Source organism: Micromonospora sp. NPDC000442, assembly GCF_042898635.1.
Taxonomy (GTDB): Bacteria; Actinomycetota; Actinomycetes; order Mycobacteriales; family Micromonosporaceae; genus Micromonospora.
Genome location: NZ_JBIAYZ010000005.1, coordinates 167,231 through 184,148 on the forward strand (window position 1 = coordinate 167,231; position 16,918 = coordinate 184,148).

At 70.3% G+C, this 16,918-nt stretch carries 16 protein-coding genes; 6 read left to right on the forward strand and 10 right to left on the reverse strand.

Features of this window, described 5'->3' with window-relative positions:
• Positions 1–81: 81 nt before the first annotated feature.
• Positions 82–537 (reverse strand): gamma-glutamylcyclotransferase, encoded by a 456-nt coding sequence (locus ACFY2A_RS09930; RefSeq protein ID WP_281566001.1) that lies wholly within the window; start codon positions 535–537, stop codon positions 82–84.
• A 106-nt stretch (positions 538–643) separates the two neighbouring features.
• Between ACFY2A_RS09930 and ACFY2A_RS09935 the strand changes: the two genes are divergently transcribed.
• The gene (locus ACFY2A_RS09935; protein WP_387170353.1) at positions 644–2,047 is read left to right on the forward strand and encodes an NAD(P)H-quinone dehydrogenase; all 1,404 of its coding nucleotides are present in this window, start codon (positions 644–646) and stop codon (positions 2,045–2,047) included.
• Here the strand turns inward: ACFY2A_RS09935 and ACFY2A_RS09940 are convergent.
• Positions 1,981–2,661 carry a DUF998 domain-containing protein gene (locus ACFY2A_RS09940; RefSeq protein WP_387170355.1) on the reverse strand — a complete coding sequence of 227 codons (681 nt, stop codon included), beginning with the start codon at positions 2,659–2,661 and terminating at the stop codon, positions 1,981–1,983. The genes ACFY2A_RS09935 and ACFY2A_RS09940 overlap by 67 nt on opposite strands.
• 114 nt (positions 2,662–2,775) lie before the next feature.
• Positions 2,776–3,390, reverse strand: a complete 615-nt coding sequence (locus tag ACFY2A_RS09945) for a DedA family protein (RefSeq protein ID WP_387170357.1) — start codon at positions 3,388–3,390, stop codon at positions 2,776–2,778.
• A 484-nt stretch (positions 3,391–3,874) separates the two neighbouring features.
• On the opposite strand from ACFY2A_RS09945, the gene thrS reads away from it, so the two are divergent.
• Positions 3,875–5,095, forward strand: coding sequence for a threonine--tRNA ligase (thrS, locus tag ACFY2A_RS09950; RefSeq protein WP_387170359.1), 1,221 nt, complete (start codon positions 3,875–3,877; stop codon positions 5,093–5,095).
• A 94-nt stretch (positions 5,096–5,189) separates the two neighbouring features.
• Here the strand turns inward: thrS and ACFY2A_RS09955 are convergent, their stop codons facing one another.
• Positions 5,190–5,636, reverse strand: a complete 447-nt coding sequence (locus tag ACFY2A_RS09955) for a DoxX family membrane protein (protein WP_387170361.1) — start codon at positions 5,634–5,636, stop codon at positions 5,190–5,192.
• 85 nt (positions 5,637–5,721) lie between these two features.
• Between ACFY2A_RS09955 and ACFY2A_RS09960 the strand changes: the two genes are divergently transcribed.
• Positions 5,722–6,363, forward strand: a complete 642-nt coding sequence (locus tag ACFY2A_RS09960) for a TetR/AcrR family transcriptional regulator (protein WP_387170363.1) — start codon at positions 5,722–5,724, stop codon at positions 6,361–6,363.
• Between the two features lie 29 nt (positions 6,364–6,392).
• Here the strand turns inward: ACFY2A_RS09960 and ACFY2A_RS09965 are convergent, their stop codons facing one another.
• On the reverse strand, positions 6,393–7,832 hold the full coding sequence (locus tag ACFY2A_RS09965) for a GuaB1 family IMP dehydrogenase-related protein (RefSeq protein WP_387170365.1): 1,440 nt from the start codon (positions 7,830–7,832) through the stop codon (positions 6,393–6,395).
• A gap of 14 nt (positions 7,833–7,846) precedes the next feature.
• Entirely contained in the window at positions 7,847–8,443 is a 597-nt protein-coding gene (locus ACFY2A_RS09970) for a LysE/ArgO family amino acid transporter (RefSeq protein WP_387170366.1), read from the reverse strand.
• 71 nt (positions 8,444–8,514) lie between these two features.
• Here ACFY2A_RS09970 and ACFY2A_RS09975 point away from each other — a divergent pair, with 71 nt between their 5' ends.
• Entirely contained in the window at positions 8,515–9,411 is an 897-nt protein-coding gene (locus ACFY2A_RS09975; protein WP_387170368.1) for a LysR family transcriptional regulator ArgP, read from the forward strand.
• Positions 9,412–9,479: 68 nt separating this feature from the next.
• On the opposite strand, the gene ACFY2A_RS09980 is transcribed toward ACFY2A_RS09975, so the two are convergent.
• Positions 9,480–11,231, reverse strand: a complete 1,752-nt coding sequence (locus tag ACFY2A_RS09980) for an acetyl/propionyl/methylcrotonyl-CoA carboxylase subunit alpha (protein ID WP_387170370.1) — start codon at positions 11,229–11,231, stop codon at positions 9,480–9,482.
• Between the two features lie 187 nt (positions 11,232–11,418).
• On the opposite strand from ACFY2A_RS09980, the gene ACFY2A_RS09985 reads away from it, so the two are divergent.
• Positions 11,419–12,378, forward strand: coding sequence for an ATP-binding cassette domain-containing protein (locus tag ACFY2A_RS09985; RefSeq protein WP_387170372.1), 960 nt, complete (start codon positions 11,419–11,421; stop codon positions 12,376–12,378).
• Positions 12,379–12,395: 17 nt separating this feature from the next.
• Positions 12,396–13,151 (forward strand): ABC transporter permease, encoded by a 756-nt coding sequence (locus tag ACFY2A_RS09990; RefSeq protein ID WP_363923798.1) that lies wholly within the window; start codon positions 12,396–12,398, stop codon positions 13,149–13,151.
• Positions 13,152–13,336: 185 nt separating this feature from the next.
• On the opposite strand, the gene ACFY2A_RS09995 is transcribed toward ACFY2A_RS09990, so the two are convergent.
• From ACFY2A_RS09995 to ACFY2A_RS10005, 3 genes are all read right to left on the reverse strand, one after another.
• Positions 13,337–13,990: an O-methyltransferase gene (locus ACFY2A_RS09995; RefSeq protein WP_387170374.1), complete on the reverse strand. Its 654-nt coding sequence runs from the start codon at positions 13,988–13,990 to the stop codon at positions 13,337–13,339.
• Between the two features lie 9 nt (positions 13,991–13,999).
• Positions 14,000–14,656, reverse strand: a complete 657-nt coding sequence (locus tag ACFY2A_RS10000; protein WP_387170376.1) for a Maf family protein — start codon at positions 14,654–14,656, stop codon at positions 14,000–14,002.
• Between the two features lie 244 nt (positions 14,657–14,900).
• A complete protein-coding gene (locus tag ACFY2A_RS10005; protein ID WP_387170720.1) occupies positions 14,901–16,022 on the reverse strand; it encodes a S8 family serine peptidase in 1,122 nt (373 codons plus the stop codon).
• Between the last annotated feature and the right edge of the window lie 896 nt (positions 16,023–16,918).

Below are 16,918 nucleotides of genomic sequence, written 5' to 3' on the forward strand. Positions count from 1 at the left end.
CCTGGGACGATCTTCCCGGGACCCGGGGTCGGCGCCCGACGCCAGCACGCCCGGTAGCAGACTGGGTAGGTGGGATACGAGCTACGCCGAAGCGGTGCCGGTGGGTCGGGACCGCAGCTCGATGACGTAGTCGTCCGGCGCGCCCGCCTTCTCGGCGGCGTTCGCGATCTCCGAGAGGTACCAGGACGTGGGCAGGCCGCCCTCGTAACCGTCGAAGACGTAGACCCAGGCGGTCACGTCGCCGTCCAGGGTCGAGATGCGGACGGTCAGCTTCCGGTACGTGCCGGAGGTGACACCCTCGATCTCGTCCAGCTGAGCCGCGTCGTACGGGTGGATGTCGTAGAGCGCCACGAACACCCGGTCGCCGGGAGACTCGACCACGGTGCTGACCGCGCCCTCCCAGCCGATGACGTCCTCACCGGCGAAGGTGAGCCGCCAGCCTTCCAGCCAGCCGATGCCCACCATCGGGGAATGCGGGCAGTAGGCACGCATTCGAGCGGGGTCCAAGTTCGAGCCGTAGGCGGCGTAATGACGCACGGCGATGACGATAGCCCGGCCGACGCGTGGGGGAGAATACGACGGTGCGTGTCGGACGCGTCGGGGAGAAGAAAGTCACTGTGAGCATGGAGGAAGGGCGGTCGTGGTGAGCCGGATCGTGATCATCGGCGGGGGGCCGGCGGGCTACGAGGCGGCACTGGTGGCGGCCCAGTTGGACGCCGACGTCACCGTCGTGGAGGCCGAGGGTGCCGGCGGAGCCTGCGTGCTGTCGGACTGCGTGCCGTCGAAGACGTTCATCGCCAGCTCCGAGGTGGTGACCGGCTACCGCGACACCGAGGTCTTCGGGGTGCACTCCGACGGGCTGGAGGCGGTCACCGTCGACGCCCAGGCGGTCAACGACCGGGTCAAGCGGCTCGCCCTGGCACAGTCCGCCGACATCCACGCGAAGCTGGTCAAGGCCGGGGTCACCTTCGTCTCCGGGCGTGCCCGCCTCGGCGAGGACACGCTCGGTCACACCCACCGGGTGATCGTCACGCCGGACGGTGAGGAGGCCGCGTACGCCATCGACGCCTCGACCGTGCTGATCGCCACCGGTGCCACGCCCCGCCAACTGCCCACCGCGCTGCCCGACGGCGAGCGCATCCTGACCTGGCGACAGGTCTACGACCTGCCCGAGCTGCCCGAGCACCTGATCGTGGTCGGTTCCGGCGTCACCGGTGCCGAGTTCGCCAGCGCGTACCTCGCGATGGGCGTCGAGGTGACCCTGGTCTCCAGCCGCGACCGGGTGATGCCGCACGAGGACGCCGACGCCGCGCAGGCGATCGAGCGGGTCTTCCGGACCCGGGGCATGAGCATTCTGAACAACTCCCGAGCCGAGGGCGTCCGTCGTACCGGCGACGGCGTCGAGGTCGAGCTCTCCGACGGCCGTACGGTCTCCGGGTCCCACGCGCTGATCGCGGTCGGTTCGATCCCCAACACCGCCGAGCTGGGCCTGGCCGAGTACGGCGTCGAACTGGCCCGGGGCGGCTACGTGACGGTGGACCGGGTCTCCCGGACCAACGTGCCCGGCATCTACGCGGCCGGTGACTGCACCGGGGTGCTGCCGCTGGCCAGCGTCGCCGCGATGCAGGGCCGGATCGCGATGTGGCACGCGCTCGGTGAGGCGGTCCGGCCGCTGCGGCTGCGTACCGTCTCCGCGAACGTCTTCACCGACCCGGAGCTGGCCACGGTCGGGGTCTCGCAGGACGAGGTGGACGCCGGCAAGGTGCCGGCGCGTCAGGTGATGCTGTCGCTGGGCGGCAACGCCCGGGCGAAGATGGACGAGATCCCGGACGGCTTCGTCAAGCTGTTCTGCCGCCCGGCCAGCGGCCAGGTGATCGGCGGAGTGGTCGTCGCACCCAAGGCCAGCGAACTGATCATGCCGATCACGCTGGCGGTGGAGAACAACCTCACCGTCAACGAACTGGCTCAGACCATCACCATCTACCCCAGCCTCTCCGGCTCCGTCACCGAGGCAGGTCGCCAGCTGATGCTCCACGAGCTGGAGTAGGCGGCGACGACGGTGAGCAGGGCCACCTCGGCGAGGATGAGGGCCCGTTCGATCAGGCCGTAGTAGGCGCGGTCGCCGGGGTAGGCGGACCAGGCCATCACGACGGCCAGCAGCAGGCTGGTCACGGTCAGGGCGCGCAGCCAGAGACCGGTCCGGGCACCGGCGGGCAGCCGGGCGGCGAGCAACCAGCCGGCGATCGGCAGCGCGAGGAACGCCACCACCGAGGCGTACCGGTGCACGTAGGCGGCCGTACCCATCTCGGTGCCGGGCGGGTTGGTCGGCACCAGGCCCGACACCAGCAGCCCGCCCGCCCAGACCGCCAACAGCCACTCCGCGGCCCGGTTACGGCGACTGACACGTGTCACGGCGGCGAAGGCTCGCGGCCCGGCCGGTGGACCGAGCTGACCCAGCGTCGGGATGAGCACGGCGGAGGCGGCGGCGAGCAGCAGCATGGCCACGTGGATGATCTCGCCGGAGTCGGAGACGGCGTAGTCGCTGACGGTCAGGTTGACCGGGTCGAGGTCGCTGACTCCGGCATGACCGATGACGGTGAGCACCGCCGCGAGGACGATCCCACCGAGGGCCAGTGCACCGCTGTTCCGGATTCCAGGCATGCCTCAGCCTGTCGTCGCGGGCACCTCAGGCGGATCCGGGACGAGCACCGAAATCCGACCCCGGGACGACCCCGACAGGCCATCCGGATTTCCCCTGGGTGACGGCTCCTCCGGTCAGTCGACGGGAGTCTCGGCCGGGGTCGGGTTCAGCCGTGCGGTGACGGACGCCAACGCCCAGCCGGCCAACGCGAAGCCGGCGGCGGCCACCGCCGCGACGACGACCATCCGCCAGCCGGACCCGGTCAACGCCGCCCCGCCCAGATGCCCCACCAGCCCGCCGTACGACGCCCAGCCCGCAGCCGCGATGCCGGCAGCGGGCAGGAAGAGTCGGATCGGGTACCGGCTGCGGCCGGCGGCGAAGCAGGCGGCCATCCGGCCACCGGGCACGAAACGGCAGAGCATGATCACCATCGGCCCGGGCCGGCGCAGGCCCCGGGTCAGGCGGCCGGCCATCCCGCGGGCGCGACCCGTGCCGACCGGACGCGGTGGCCGGTGTCCCGCCGCGTACCGGCCGAGCAGGTAGCAGGCCAGGTCCCCGGCGAGTACGCCGAGCGCACCGACGGCGACGGTCGTCGGCAGGCTCAGCCCGCCGTACACGGTGAGTGCGCCGCCGGTGAGCATCAGCAGCTGGGTGGGCACCACCGGCACGAAGGCGTCCACGGCCAGCAGGGTGAAGAGTGCGAGGTACGCCAGGTCGGGCGATGCCACCTGGGTGAGTAGTTCAGGCACCTGGCCACCTCGCGGAATTCTCCGAACGGAACGTACCGAGCCTGACGCGGTGGCCGGGATCACCCGCAACCGGCCCTGGCCGGCCGTGACCAGCGACACCTCGCCCGGGCGGCGGCGCGTCGCCGGCCCACCGCAGCATATCGATGACGGTTGACGGCGAGGCACGGTCGCCGAAATCTCGTTCGGCGGCGTACCGTTGTCGACGCGCGGTTCGGCGCGCGTCGGGTCCCCCGTTCCTGACGCCCGAGCCGCCGCCGGGCCGCTGGCAGGTCCCGTGCCAGCGGCCCGGTCAAATCAGGTGCGGCGGTGCGCGGGGTGGGCGTACGCTCCCGCGCATGTGCAGTGCGGTGCTGACGACGACGCCGGGGAAGCCTGGCGCGCCGCACTGACGTCTTCGTCTACCGAGTGCCCCGGGCGATCCGCCCGGGGCACTCGTGCGTCGTGGGGCAGGGTCGTGTCGGGGCGTACGACCAAGGAGCCTGACATGATCGACCACCGCCGGCTGGGCCGGGACCTGGACCTGTTCGCCACCGACCCGCTCTCCGGTGCCGGCCTGCCGATCTGGCTGCCGGCCGGTGCCGCCGCCCGGCACGCCGTCGAGGAGTACCTGCGCGACCTGGAACGCCGGGCCGGCTACCAGCAGGTGTACACCCCGCCGCTGGGACGACGGGAGTTGTTCGAGGTCTCCGGACATCTCGGCTACTTCGCCGCCGAGATGTTCCCACCGATGCGGCTGGGGGAGGCCGACGACGAGTTGATGCTCCGTCCCGCGCTCTGCCCGCACCACGCCCTGGTCTACCGGTCCCGTGGGCGTTCCTACCGGGAGCTGCCACTGCGCCTCTCGGAGATCGGGGGCATGTACCGGGCGGAACGCTCCGGAGTGCTCGGCGGCCTCTCCCGGGTACGCGCCATCACCCTCAACGACGCGCACAACTTCTGCACCCTGGAGCAGGTCGGCCAGGAGGTGTCGGAGATCCTGCGGCTGATCCGGGCCGCGCACGCCGCGCTGGGCGTGCGGCCGGCGGGCGTACGGTTGTCGCTGCGCGGGTCGGGGGAGAAGTACGTCGGCGACGACGCGCAGTGGGCGCGGGCCGAGGACCTGCTCCGCGCCGCTCTCGACGGGGTGCCGTACACCGAGGCGTCAGGTGAGGCCGCCTTCTACGGGCCGAAGATCGACATCCAGGTGCGGGACGCGGCCGAGCGCGAGTACACCCTCTCCACCGTCCAGCTCGACTTCGACAAGCCGGAGCGGTTCGACCTGTCGTACACCGACGCCGATGGTGAACGACGGCGTCCGGTGATGGTGCACCGCAGCCTGGCCGGCAGCATGGAGCGGCTCTTCGCGTACCTGATCGAGGTGCACGGGGGTGCCTTCCCGCCCTGGTACGCCCCCGTTCAGCTGGTAGTCCTGCCGGTCGGCGACGGCCAGGCCGAAGCCGCGGTCGACCTGGCCCGGCGGGCCACCGAGGCGGGACTGCGGGCCGAGGTCGACCACGGCGGGTCGCTCGGTGCCCGGGTCCGCGAGGCGGTACGTCGGCGGATTCCGTACGCCGCCGTGGTCGGTGCCCGGGAGGCGGCCGACGGTCGGGTGGCGTTGCGGCTGCGGGACGGCCGCTCGCCGGAGCCGCAGCCGGCGGCCGAGGCGATCGGGCTGATCAGCGCGGTGGTGGCCGCTCACTCCGGAGACCTGCTGCCGGCCCGCTGAGACCGACGGGTCGCGGTCACGCTCGGATCCGGCTCACGCTCCGGCCGTGACCGCGCCCACCGACCGCGGGTGGCGGCCGGCGGTGGGATCCGGCTCACGGTCCGGCCGTGACCGCGACGGCGGCGGCGAGGAACACGAGTTGCAGCACGGTACGGATGCCGAGCGGCGTGACCGGGCGTCCGGCCAGGGTGAGCCGGCGACGGGCGGCGGAGATGTTCGCCGGAAACATGGCCAGCAGCAGCAGGGCCAGCCCGGCGGCGGCCCAGCGGGCGGTGGCCGGTACGAGCAGCCCGACCGCGCCGGCGAGTTCCAGCACCCCGGTCACCGTGACCAGCAGATCCGGCCTTGGTAGCCGGGGCGGCACCATGGCGATCAGATCCTGCCGCCGATCGCCGACGAAGTGCACGATCCCGGTCATGACGAACATGAGCGCCAGCCCGACCCGCAGTGCCGGATGCCATCCGTCGAGCGCGGAGAGCCCGGCCAGGCCGACCAGCCGGGCGAGCCCGGTGCCGGCGACCAGGGCGATCAGCGGAGCCATCGTTACCTCCCTCAATCGCAAATCTTGTCGCTGTCAAGATTGTCGCCAGGAGCGCATCTTGTCAACGACAAGATAGGGTGGGGTGATGAGCGACACCCGCGGCTACCACCACGGCGACCTGCGCCGCACCCTGCTCTCCGCGGCAGTGCAGGCGATCGAGGAGTCAGGTCCGGCGGCGCTGAGCCTGCGCGATCTGGCCCGCCGGGCCGGCGTCTCGCACGCCGCACCGGCACACCACTTCGGCGACCGCGCCGGCCTGTTCACCGCGATCGCGGTGCAGGGTTTCGACACCCTCGCCGAAGCGCTCAGCAGGGCCGGTGACGAGATGCTGGATCTCGGCGTGGCGTACGTGGAGTTCGCCGTCCGACATCGCGCCCACTTCGAGGTGATGTTCCACCCCGATCTCTACCGGGCCGACGCCGCCGAGCTGCGGGCCGCCCGGGAACGCTCCGGTGCCGTCCTGCGGGCCGGGCTGGCACACCGGTCCGGGCGTCCCACGCGAGCCGCCGGCAGCTCGGACGCCGCCGAGCGGCATGCCGGCGGCGACGACCGGGACGGCAGCCCCGCCGGGCCGCAGGGAGAGGTGCTGGCGGCCTGGTCGATCGTGCACGGCTTCGCCACCCTATGGCTGGCCGGTGCACTCCCCGCCGGGCTGGGTGCGGACCCGGGTGAAGCCGCCCGGTCGGTGATCCGGCACCTCTTCATCCCGGCCCCGGGCACCGACTGAACGTCGTCAGTCGGTGCCTGCCCCCGACCTCACCAACTGGTCGGCAGGGGCATCCCCTCGGTGTAGCCGGCGGTGCTCTGCACGCCGATCAGCACCCGCTCGTGGAACTCGTCCAGGGTGCGCGCACCGGCGTAGGTGAAGGCGCTCCGTACCCCCGAGATGATCTCGTCGATCAGGTCCTCAACGCCGGGACGGGTCGGATCGAGATACATCCGGGCGGACGAGATGCCCTCCTCGAAGATCGCCTTTCGGGCGCGGTCGTAGGGGCTGTCGTCGCCGGTACGCGCGCTGACCGCCCGCGCCGAGGCCATGCCGAAGCTCTCCTTGTAGCGCCGGCCCTCCTCGTCGGTGAAGAGGTCACCGGGGGACTCGTAGGTGCCGGCGAACCAGGAGCCGATCATCACATTGGACGCCCCGGCGGCGAGCGCCAGCGCCACGTCCCGAGGGTGCCGCACCCCGCCGTCGGCCCAGACATGCCGGCCCAGGGCCCGGGCCGCCGCCGCGCAGTCCAGTACCGCCGAGAACTGCGGCCGACCGACCCCGGTCATCATCCGGGTGGTGCACATCGCGCCCGGACCGACCCCGACCTTGATGATGTCGGCACCCGCGTCGACCAGATCGCGTACCCCGTCGGCGGTGACCACGTTGCCGGCCGCCACCGGCACGGCCGGGTCGAGACCGCGTACCGTCCGCAGGGCGGAGATCATCCGCTCCTGGTGGCCGTGCGCGGTGTCCACGACCAGGGTGTCCACCCCGGCCTCCAGCAGGGCCTTCGCCTTGCCCGCCACGTCACCGTTGATTCCCACCGCCGCTGCGATCCGCAGTTGACCGTGGGCGTCCACCGCCGGCTTGTAGAGCGTCGCCCGCAGCGCACCGGGACGGGTGAGCACGCCGACCAGCCGGCCCGCCCCGTCCACCACGGGCGCCAGTCGCCGCCGGCCCGCCGAGAGCCGGTCGAAGCCGGTACGCGGATCCGCGTCGACGGGCACGGTGTGCAACTCGGTCGACATCACGTGCCGCAACTGGGTGAAACGGTCCACGCTGACGGTGTCGGCCTCGGTCACCACTCCCATCGGGCGGCCGTCGTCGTCGATCACGATCACCGCACCGTACGCCCGCTTGGGCAGCAGGTGGATGGCGTCACCGACGGTGTCGTTCGGGCCCAGCGCGATCGCCGTGTCGTGCACCAGGTGCCGCTGCTTGACCCAGGCGACCACCTCCGCCACCACGTCGATCGGAATGTCCTGCGGGATCACCGCGATGCCGCCGCGTCGGGCCACCGTCTCGGCCATCCGCCGGCCGGCGACCGCCGTCATGTTCGCCACCACCAGCGGGATGGTGGTACCGGTGCCGTCGCCGGTGGCCAGATCCACGTCGAGCCGCGAACCCACCTCCGAGCGGGCCGGGGCCATGAAGACGTCGTTGTAGGTCAGGTCGTAGCCGGGATTCACACCGTTGAGGAACCGCACCCGGCCATCATGACTCAGCCCAGCACCAGGGCCACCGCCACTGCGATCATCACCACCGCGATCACGCCGTCGAGCACCCGCCAGACCCGCCTGCGCGCGAGCAGCGGCGCGAGCCGGTACGCGCCCGCACCGAGTGCGGCGAACCAGAGCACGCTGGCCGTCGTCGCACCCACGCCGAACAGCCACCGGTGCGGATGCTGCTGGGCGATGCCGCCGAGGAGCAGCACCGTGTCGAGGTAGACGTGCGGGTTGAGGTAGGTGAAGGCGAGACAGGCCAGCAGCGTCGGGCCGAGCCGGGCCGGTGGGCGGTCGGCCGGCGTGAGCGCGGCGGGACGCAACGCCCGGCGGGCGGCGAGTGCCGCGTACCCGAGGAGGAAGACCGCCCCACCCCAACGGATCGCGGTGAGCAGGACCGGGCGTCCGGCCACGATCGAGCCCACCCCGGCGATGCCCACGCCGATCAGCAACGCGTCGGAGAGCGCACAGGTCAGCACCACCGGCACCACGTGTTCCCGGCGCAGGCCCTGGCGCAGCACGAAGGCGTTCTGCGCGCCGATGGCGACGATGAGGGCGATGGACAGGGAGAAGCCGGCAACGACGGAGGTGAGCATGACCGTGACGGTAGAAGCGCCGCCGCTGATCAGTCCAGCTAAAGATTCTTCATCTGGTTAAGCTCAGCTACGTGAGTGGTCTCGACTCCACCCAGCTCCGTACGCTCGCGGCGATCGTCTCGGAGGGCAGCTTCGAAGCGGCGGCCCGGCTGCTCCACGTCACGCCGTCGGCGGTGAGTCAACGGATCAAGGCGCTGGAGGAGACCGTCGGGCAGGTGCTCGTCCGCCGCCACCGGCCCTGCGACGCCACCGAGGCCGGCCGCCCACTGCTGCGCCTGGCCGGCCAGCTCGCGCTGCTGGAACGAGAGGCGCTGGCCGACGCCCGGGGGCCGCTCGGCGGCGACCGGGGACGCACCCGGGTCGCCATCGTGGTCAACGCCGACTCACTCGCCACCTGGTTTCCGGCCGCGCTGGCCCGGCTGCCCGAACAGCCGGAGTTGTCCTTCGACATCCGGCAGGACGACCAGGACCACACCGCCGAGCTGCTGCGCGCCGGTACGGTCACCGCCGCGGTGACCGCCCAGCGCGAGGCGGTGCAGGGCTGCCGGGTACGCCGTCTCGGCGCGATGCGCTACCGGGCACTGGCCGCGCCCGCGCTGGCGGACCGGTGGTTCGCCGACGGGCTGACCCGGGCGTCGGCCGCCGTCGCGCCGGTGGTGGTCTTCGACCGCAAGGACCGCATCCAACACCGCTTCCTGCGTACGGTGACCGGGCGCGCCCTCGACCCGCCCGTGCACTACGTGCCGTCGGTGCCGGCCTTCAACGAGGCGATCCGGCTGGGGCTCGGCTGGGGGCTGATGGCGGAGCAGCTCGCCGATGCCGACGTGGCCGCTGGCCGCTGCGTGGACATCGCACCTGGCCGGGTGCTGGACGTCCCGCTGTACTGGCAGCACTGGCGACTCGACTCGCCGGTGCTGACCACACTTACCGTCGCCGTCTGCGCCGTCGCCGCCGAAACCCTCCGCTGAACCTTCCTGCCCGGGGCCGTCGCCAGGGTCGTCGTCGACCTCGATCCGGTGGATGTGACCGTCACACCTCAGGCGATGGTGCAGATCGCCGCGCCAGCGGTGATCACCGCGCCGACCTCAGCCGACAGGCCGCTGACCGTACCGGCCTTGTGGGCGTGCAGGGGCTGCTCCATCTTCATCGCCTCCAGCACCACGACCAGGTCGCCCTCGGCGACCGTGTCGCCGTCGGCGACCGCGATCTTCACGATGGTGCCCTGCATGGGCGAGGTCAGCGCGTCCCCACTCGCCGCCGTGCCCGCAGTCGTCCCGCCACCCCTGCGGGTGGGCTTGCGCACGGCTGGCGCGGCACCGACCGTACCGGCGCCGAGACCGGCGGGAAGGCTCACCTCCAACCGCTTGCCGTCCACCTCGACCACGACGGTCTCGCGCTCCGCCGGGCCGGCGAGGGCCCCGGCGGTGGCGGTGAACGGCGGCACGGTGTTGTCGAACTCCGTCTCGATCCACCGGGTGTGCACGCTGAACGGTTCGGCGGTGAACGCCGGATCGCGCACCACCAGACGATGGAACGGCAGCGCCGTGGCCATCCCCTCGACCACCATCTCGTCAAGCGCCCGGCGGGCCCGCTCCAACGCCTCGGCCCGGGTCTCACCGGTGACGACGACCTTGGCGAGCAGGGAGTCGAAGTTGCCGCCGATCACGTCGCCGGCCGAGATGCCGGTGTCCACCCGTACCCCGGGACCGGTGGGCAGCCGCAGCGCGGTGACCGTGCCGGGGGCCGGCAGGAAGTTGCGGCCCGGATCCTCACCGTTGATCCGGAACTCGATGGAGTGCCCGCGCGGGGTCGGGTCCTCGGTGAACCGCAGCTTCTCGCCGTCGGCGATGCGGAACTGCTCGCGAACCAGGTCGATGCCGGCGGTCTCCTCGGTGACCGGGTGTTCCACCTGAAGCCGCGTGTTGACCTCGAGGAAGGAGATGGTGCCGTCGTTGCCGACCAGGTACTCGACCGTGCCGGCACCGTGATAGCCGGCCTCCCGGCAGATCGCCCTGGCACTGTCGTGGATCTGGGCCCGCTGCGCGGCGGTGAGGAACGGTGCCGGCGCCTCCTCGACCAGCTTCTGGTGGCGGCGCTGCAACGAGCAGTCCCGGGTACCCACCACGATCACGTTGCCGTGCTGGTCGGCGAGGACCTGGGCCTCCACGTGGCGGGGCTGGTCGAGGTACCGCTCGACGAAGCACTCGCCCCGACCGAACGCGGCGACCGCCTCCCGGGTGGCCGACTCGAACAGCTGCGGAATCTCCTCCATGGTGCGGGCCACCTTCAGCCCGCGCCCACCACCGCCGAAGGCCGCCTTGATCGCCACCGGCAGGCCGTGGTCGACGGCGAAGGCCATCACCTCGTCGGGGCTGCCGACCGGGTCGGCGGTGCCGGGGACCAGCGGGGCGCCGGCCCGCTGGGCGATGTGCCGGGCGGTCACCTTGTCCCCCAGGTCGCGGATCGCCTGCGGGGTGGGACCGATCCAGGTCAGGCCGGCGTCGATGACCGCCTGGGCGAAGTCGGCGTTCTCCGAGAGGAAGCCGTACCCGGGATGCACCGCGTCCGCGCCGGAGCGGCCGGCGATGTCGACCAGCTTGTCGATGCGCAGGTAGGAATCCGCAGCGGTGTCACCACCCAGGGCGTACGCTTCGTCGGCGAGCGTGGCGTGCAGGGCGTCCCGGTCCGAGTCGGCGTACACCGCGACGCTGCCCAGGCCCGCGTCCCGGCAGGCGCGGATGACCCGGACGGCGATCTCGCCTCGGTTGGCGATGAGTACCTTGCGCACCTGGTGGCTCCTCCCGGCGGGTTACTGACCGGGAGTTTATCGGTCACCCCGATGGCCCTAACGATCGCTCAGTGTGGGATGGCGCACTGTCCGGACGCGTTAATTGAGCGGCGTGGTGTCGTACCGATGTGGTCGAGTGCCGGTGACGATGATGGCCGACACGAAGGCCACGAGCGGGGAGCAGGACATGATCGAGACCAGAGGGCTGCGGAAGTCGTTCCGCAGCCGGGCCGGTCGGGAGACGAAGACCGTCGAGGCGGTACGCGGTGTCGACCTGGACGTGCCGGCCGGTGAGATCTTCGGGTTTCTCGGCCCGAACGGTGCCGGCAAGACCACCACGCTGCGGATGCTTGCGACACTTATCGAGCCGGACGGTGGCCAGGCCGCCATCGCCGGCGCCGACCTGCTCAAGGACCCGGGCGAGGTGCGTCGCCGGATCGGCTACGTGGCTCAGGGCGGGAGCACCTGGGACGAGTCCACCGGCCGCGAGGAACTGGTGCTCCAGGCCCGGATGTACGGCATCGGCAAGGCCGAGGCGCAGCGGCGGGCCGTCCGGGCGCTGGAGGCGTTCCAGCTGGTCGAGTTCGCCGACCGTAAGTGCAAGACGTACTCCGGTGGCCAGCGGCGCCGGGTCGAGATCGCGCTCGGCATCATCCACGAGCCGAAGATCGTCTTCCTGGACGAGCCCACCACCGGGCTCGACCCGCAGAGCCGGGCACACATGTGGGACGAGATCCGCCGGTTGCGCGCCGACGGGATGACCGTCTTCATCACCACGCACTACCTCGACGAGGCCGACGCGCTCTGCGACCGCATCGCCATCATGGATCACGGCGAGGTGGTCGCCGAGGGCACGCCGACCGACCTCAAGCGGGAGATCTCCGGCGACGTGGTCCAGGTCGGTCTGGACGTCACCGCCACCGGCGAGGCCGAGAAACTGCTCGACGGCGAGGAGTACGTCAACCGGCTGGAACTGCTCGACGAGGGCGGGCTGCGGCTCTTCGTCGACGAGGGCGCCACGGCCATCCCGCGGATCCTGCGCCGGGTCGACGCGGCCGGGCTCGATCTCAGGTCGATCGAGCTGCACCGCCCGAGCCTCGACGACGTCTTCCTCACCAAGACCGGCCGCTCGCTGCGCGAGTCCTGACCCGATCCGGAGATCTCATGAAGCTCGCTCGCGACACCTGGCTGATTTTTCAACGGCAGTTGCACCTGCTGCTGCGCAACCCCGTGTGGGTCTTCGTCGGCATCTTCCAACCGGTGATGTACCTGCTGCTCTTCGCCCCGCTGCTCAAGCCCGCGCTGGGCGCATCCACCCAGGCCGAGGCGTACAAGATCTTCGTGCCTGGTCTGCTGGTCCTGCTGGCCATCTTCGGTGGCCTGTTCCAGGGCTTCGGCCTCATCGCCGAGTTGCGGGCCGGGGTCATCGAACGCTCCCGGGTCACCCCGGTCAGCCGACTCGCCCTGCTGCTCGGCCGGTCGCTGCGCGACGTGGTGTCGCTGATGACCCAGGCCGTCATCATCACGCTGCTCGCGCTCCTGTTCGACCTGCGCGTGTTCATCGGTGACCTGCTGCTCGCGTACCTGATGCTCGCCCTGATCGCGCTGATGACCTCGGCGGTCTCCTACGGTGTCGCGCTGAAGGTGAAGAGCGAGGACGCCCTGGCTCCGTTGATGAACACGGTGGCGCAGCCGGTGCTGCTGCTCTCCGGCATCCTGCTCCCGCTCGCCTTCGCGCCAGGCTGGTTGCAGGGCGTCGCCAAATGGAACCCGTTCTCCTGGGCGGTCGACGGCACCCGGGCCCTGTTCAACGGCGACATCGGCAACGACCGGGTCTGGCAGGGGTTGGCCATCATCGCGGTGCTCGCTGCCGCCGGCGTCTACTGGGCCGCCCGCCAGTTCGCCCGCAGCGTCCGCTGACCCCGGCCCGCCCGCCCGGCCCCCGTCAACCTGGCCCACTCGCCCCGGCCGGCGCGGCCGGCGGGCGGCCCGCTCGGCCCGCTTGGCCGACTCGATGGACGGGTTGCGGCATGTTGGGGTCTCCCGGCAGCGGGATGGCGCGACATGCCGCAACCGGAGCGGATCGACACCCTCCGACGTCGGTGTCAGTGCACGTGAGCGAGGGTCAGGCCGTCGGCGATGGGCAGCATCACGGCATCTACCCGTACGTCGGCCAGCACATCCTCGTTGAACGCGGCAATCGCCCGGTCGTCGGCGCTCTGCGGTGCCACCACCCGACCGTTGCGCAACACGTTGTCGACGGCGATCACGCCACCGGGCCGCATCCGAGGCACCAACTCGGCCCAGTAGACCGGGTACCCGGTCTTGTCGGCGTCGATGAAGGCGAAGTCCAGGTACCGTTCGTGCGGCAGTTCGCGCAGCGTGTCACCGGCCGGGCCGATGCGCAGGTCGATCCGGTCGTCGACACCGGCCCGCGCCCAGTACCGGCGGGCGATGCTCGTGTAATCCTCCGAGATGTCGAAGCAGGTCAACCGCCCACCCTCGGTCAGCCCTCGGGCGATCGCCAATGACGACAGCCCGGTGAAGGTGCCCACCTCCACCGCCTGCCGGGTACCGAGCAGCCGGGTCAGAAACGTCAGGAAGGCGGCCTGTTCCGGCGCGACCTGCATCGACGCGTGCTCGGGAAGCAGCGCCAGCGTTTCCCGCGCCAGGTCGCTGATGACTTCGTCCGGCGGAGCGCCGTGCGCCACCAGATACCGGTGCAGGTCGTCGGTGAGCGGAATCGACTTCAGCGTCATGCTCGGAACCTAACCGAGAGGTTCGACGATCTGGTTACCAGGCGCGACCTTCGTCCACAGATCGGTGATCCGCAGATCCAACTCGGCCAGCAGGCTCCGCAACAATGGCAGGGAAAGCCCGACGACCGTCCCCGGGTCCCCCTCGATCCGCTCCACGAACGGCCCGCCCAATCCATCGATCGTGAACGCGCCGGCCACGGCCAGCGGTTCGCCGGTGGCGACATAGGTGGCAATCTCGTGGTCACTGACGTCGGCGAAATGCACCACAGTGGAGGCCACCGCCTCGGCGCGCCGCCCGGCCACGATGTCGACGAGACAGTGACCGCTGTGCAGCACCCCGCTGCGCCCGCGCATCCGCTCCCACCGCCGGGTAGCGTCAGCCTCGTTGTCAGGCTTGCCGAGAACCTCACCGTCGAAGGCGAGCACCGAGTCGCAGCCGAGCACAAGGGTGCGCTCATCGTCGGTCGGACGCAGCCGACCCAGTACGGCCTGAGCCTTGAGCCGGGCCAATTCGAGGCAGAGATCCTCCGCTCGCTCGGTCACCACGAGCGATTCGTCGACTCCGCTGACCAGTACATCCGGTTCGATCCCGGCAGACTGGAGAGACTTGCGGCGGGCAGGGCTCGCCGAGGCGAGCACGAGGCGAAGCGGCAGGGCATCAGGCACCCCGCCGACGTTACCGCCCGCCCGCGTACGCCACGCCGCACACCCCGCTCGCCCGGCGGCCCGCTCGCCCTGACCTTCCCCGACCGCCTCGGCCGGCCGGCCCAGCCAGGTAGAACGAGTCTTCAAGATGACATTTCAATCCGACATAATCATGTCGCTCTGAAATATCAGGCAGACAGCAACATGCAGCCGCGATCCGCGCTGCGACACCCTTACGCACCGGGCGAGGCGCGATGCTGACACGTCAGTGAGTGACCCGAGGCGGCGGATCATCGGAGCGGCGTCGACGACGGATCAACAGCGCCCAAGCGCCGCCCGCCGCCACCAGCACCCCCAACGTGACAAGGCCGCGGACTGTCGCGGCCCGCCCCCCGTCAGCCTGCGGCCCATCAGCCGCCGCCGTGGTCGGGCCAGTTCCGTCCGGCGCGGCGGTCGGCGCCGGCCCAAAACCCCTCGGCGGTACGTCTGCCGTCAGCGCCGCCACCAGGTCGATCACCCCATAGCCGTACTGGTCATCCCGCCCCGGCGGCCCCTTGTCAATCGCAGTCGCGGTCAGCCGATGAGCCACCTCGTCAGCCGGCAGGTACGGATACTTGGCCCTAACCAAGGCTGCCGCCCCCGCCACAATCGCCGCCGCCCCAGAAGTCCCCGTGCCTCTTGAGTAACCTCCGTCATAGCTCGTGCTGTATAAGTCGGCAGCGGGTGCCGCCAGGGTTATCTCCGGACCTGTGACTGAGATGGGGTCGTGATTACCTTTTTGATCAATTCCGGCGACCGCAATGACGCCAGGATGCGATGCTGGATAGCCTACCCTTGAATCGCTAGTCTTATTCCCGACGCCTGCGACGACTACTGTATCTGCTGCGATGGCCGCACCGAGTGCTCGAATTAGCTTAGGGCTGGTGCCGCCTACGCTGGAGATGCTGATAACGTCGACCCCTCCGTCGACCGCAACATCGATAGCATCGGCAAGTGCGTCTGGATGGCCTACTCCGTGCGCTGGCGTGCAAAATATAGGAAGAATCTTGGCTTTGGGGGCGACGCCAAGGGCGCCGATGGTAGCGCCTCTGCCGTGAGCTGCAATCAGCCCGGCCATCGCTGTTCCGTGACTGTCTCGATCCTGTCTGCCGTCTCCTTCCCCGCCTGGGATGACATCTGCGCCTGGAAGTAGGTTGTTCCGCAAATCCGAATGAGGAAATACTCCCGTGTCGGGTACGGCGACGACGGAACCTTCGCCTTGGTTGAGCTTGTGCGCCTTCTCGACCTCAAGATACCGAAGATGCCACTGGTCACTGCGGATTCGATCAGCGCCATCTAGTGTCGGCTTTTCTTGTATGCCGGCTAAGGATGCACTCAGTGTCTGCAAAACGACAACTGTCGTGAGGAGCGACAACGCCGTAAGGAATGCAAGGTAGCTTTTCACCTATTTAGGCCGATGGCGGGTCCGGGATCGATTGGCCCATCGTCTTCTGGCGGCTCAACTATTGGGGCAACTCCACTTGCAGTGGCCCACGGATTGTCCGGGTCCCATGTTCGTGTGTCCGTGTCGCCAGGGGTTGGCCGTGACGATAGCCCCTGCCGTTCACTCATGCCTGTCACATGGAGGGTGCCGGGTGGGCTACCGGTGGGTGGAAGCAGAGGCGTTCCCCCTAAACCTCTGCCCCCGCTTGGTCTGGAACCGGCTCCCCCGGTGGGGGCGGTTCCTGCTGCTCCGCCGCCAATCAATCCGCCGAATAAGTGAGTCGGCCTGGCGGGTGCATTGTGTGACTTCGGATGACCAAGACCCACGGCAGGTGGCCCGCCGATCAGGCCGCCGGTTGGTGTCGAGCGGGCTGAGCTGGGCCCCCCAGCTGTTGGTGGCCGTCTGTCGGAAGAGCTTTGATGGTGTCGGCCATCCTCTGGGGCCGTCGGTCTTCCGCTGGCGCCCGACAATGGCGTTGGATGAGGATCGGCGCTGGCTAGGAGGTTCGAAGGTGCAGCGGCTGTATCGGTGAGTGGGGAGTTACTTGCGGAGGACGAAGCTGGGATTGCCGAGCCCAGGATGGGACCTACTGTGTGGGTTGCTCTAGGTTTTATTGCGGGTGAACGCAAAAAACGTGTAGCCGGTGGCGCAGCAGTGGCGGTCGGTATCGGAACTATCGGAGGGATAACGGGAACCTGGACGTCGGCCGCATAAACATCAGGATCGTTCGCCTGGATGTTGGTCCGGGTAGTGGGGGGTGGGTGGCGGAGTAGGGTTTGGGCTTGTTGGAGTTCGGTGCT

What these genes read in the sequence shown, in the direction of transcription:
- ACFY2A_RS09940 (WP_387170355.1), bottom strand. Translation starts at nt 2,661, where the DNA reads ATGCCTGGAATCCGGAACAGCGGTGCACTGGCCCTCGGTGGGATCGTC.
- ACFY2A_RS09960 (WP_387170363.1), top strand. Translation starts at nt 5,722, where the DNA reads ATGAGCGACACCCGCGGCTACCACCACGGCGACCTGCGCCGCACCCTG.
- thrS (WP_387170359.1), top strand. Translation starts at nt 3,875, where the DNA reads ATGATCGACCACCGCCGGCTGGGCCGGGACCTGGACCTGTTCGCCACC.
- ACFY2A_RS09970 (WP_387170366.1), bottom strand. Translation starts at nt 8,443, where the DNA reads ATGCTCACCTCCGTCGTTGCCGGCTTCTCCCTGTCCATCGCCCTCATC.
- ACFY2A_RS09955 (WP_387170361.1), bottom strand. Translation starts at nt 5,636, where the DNA reads ATGGCTCCGCTGATCGCCCTGGTCGCCGGCACCGGGCTCGCCCGGCTG.
- ACFY2A_RS09985 (WP_387170372.1), top strand. Translation starts at nt 11,419, where the DNA reads ATGATCGAGACCAGAGGGCTGCGGAAGTCGTTCCGCAGCCGGGCCGGT.
- ACFY2A_RS09995 (WP_387170374.1), bottom strand. Translation starts at nt 13,990, where the DNA reads ATGACGCTGAAGTCGATTCCGCTCACCGACGACCTGCACCGGTATCTG.
- ACFY2A_RS09990 (WP_363923798.1), top strand. Translation starts at nt 12,396, where the DNA reads ATGAAGCTCGCTCGCGACACCTGGCTGATTTTTCAACGGCAGTTGCAC.